General features: G+C 55.9%; 2 protein-coding genes. Both read right to left on the bottom strand.

All coding sequences use genetic code 11. The features are described from left to right. Positions 1-250: 250 nt before the first annotated feature. Positions 251-769 (bottom strand): L,D-transpeptidase family protein, encoded by a 519-nt coding sequence (locus tag MLE43_RS14720; RefSeq protein WP_243304902.1) that lies wholly within the window; start codon positions 767-769, stop codon positions 251-253. Between the two features lie 145 nt (positions 770-914). Continuing rightward, positions 915-1,452, bottom strand: a 538-nt coding sequence (locus MLE43_RS14715; protein WP_338029088.1) for a L,D-transpeptidase family protein, incomplete at its 5' end; no start/stop codon positions are given.

The raw sequence follows: 1,452 nt of genomic DNA, 5'->3' as shown, positions 1-1,452 counted from the left end.
TCCCGTAAGCGAGCAACAAACCCAAATCCCTCTGCTTCGCTTTCCATGACAAGCTCATCCAACTCAGAATCGGGAAGGGTAGTTACTCGCGCAATTTGGATAGCATTCATGGATGCACCCTAACGAATGAAGCTAACCGGCCCCGCCTGCACCGAGGCGATGAGCGGAGCCGGGGAAGCGAGAAGCTGAGAGAGAGCGGGAGGCAATGCAGGCGGGGTCCGAGTTGAGCGGAGGGTTAGGTGTGCTGAGCTCATGGCTTGATTTGAACCCGTGTTCCGTTTGGGGCAATTCGCCACAATTCTTCGATTTCTGGGTTGGTGACTGCGATACAGCCACGAGTCCAATCGGATTTGGTATGCAAGCTGCCGAGCCAGCCGAAGCCATTCTTAATGCCGTGAATCATGATGGCCCCACCTGGTTGATAGCCGCCAGCCTTGGCTCTGGCGATATCGGAGGGCCTTGGGTAGGAAATGTGGAGAGCGCGATGGTAGCCACTCTTTTCAAGACGGCTATCAATGATGAATTCGCCTTCAGGAGTGCGATTGTCGCCTTCGCGTTCCTTCTCGCCGACAGGAGCGCGGCCGAGTGCAACTTGGTATGTGCGAAGGATCTTGCCATTGGAATAGGCAGTCAGGACTCTCTTTGCTTTCTCCACGACGAGTAGATCAGCCCTCGTACCCGGAGGGAGTGGCGAAAAAGCCATGGCGTTCAACCCAGCACCGAGGAGCATGGCCACAGCGAGGAAGATTGAACCCAGTTGATTTCTCATGATGGGTAGCACACCTAACGAATGAAGCTAACCGGCCCCGCCTGCACCGAGGCGATGAGCGGAGCCGGGGAAGCGAGAAGCTGAGAGAGAGCGGGAGGCAATGCAGGCGGGGTCCGAGTTGAGCGGAGGGTTAGGTGTGCTGAGCTCATGGCTTGATTTGAACCCGTGTTCCGTTTGGGGCAATTCGCCACAATTCTTCGATTTCTGGGTTGGTGACTGCGATACAGCCACGAGTCCAATCGGATTTGGTATGCAAGCTGCCGAGCCAGCCGAAGCCATTCTTAATGCCGTGAATCATGATGGCCCCACCTGGTTGATAGCCGCCAGCCTTGGCTCTGGCGATATCGGAGGGCCTTGGGTAGGAAATGTGGAGAGCGCGATGGTAGCCACTCTTTTCAAGACGGCTATCAATGATGAATTCGCCTTCAGGAGTGCGATTGTCGCCTTCGCGTTCCTTCTCGCCGACAGGAGCGCGGCCGAGTGCAACTTGGTATGTGCGAAGGATCTTGCCATTGGAATAGGCAGTCAGGACTCTCTTTGCTTTCTCCACGACGAGTAGATCAGCCCTCGTACCCGGAGGGAGTGGCGAAAAAGCCATGGCGTTCAACCCAGCACCGAGGAGCATGGCCACAGCGAGGAAGATTGAACCCAGTTGATTTCTCATGATGGGTAGCACACCTAAC

It is taken from the genome of Geothrix oryzisoli (assembly GCF_022808865.1).
Taxonomy (GTDB): Bacteria; Acidobacteriota; Holophagae; order Holophagales; family Holophagaceae; genus Geothrix; species Geothrix oryzisoli.
Note: the sequence above shows the minus strand (reverse complement) of the source record. Positions and strands in the feature narration are given on the sequence as shown.

Bases quoted from the DNA above. Each gene is read 5' to 3' on its own strand.
- MLE43_RS14720 (WP_243304902.1), bottom strand. From the start codon at position 769: ATGAGAAATCAACTGGGTTCAATCTTCCTCGCTGTGGCCATGCTCCTC.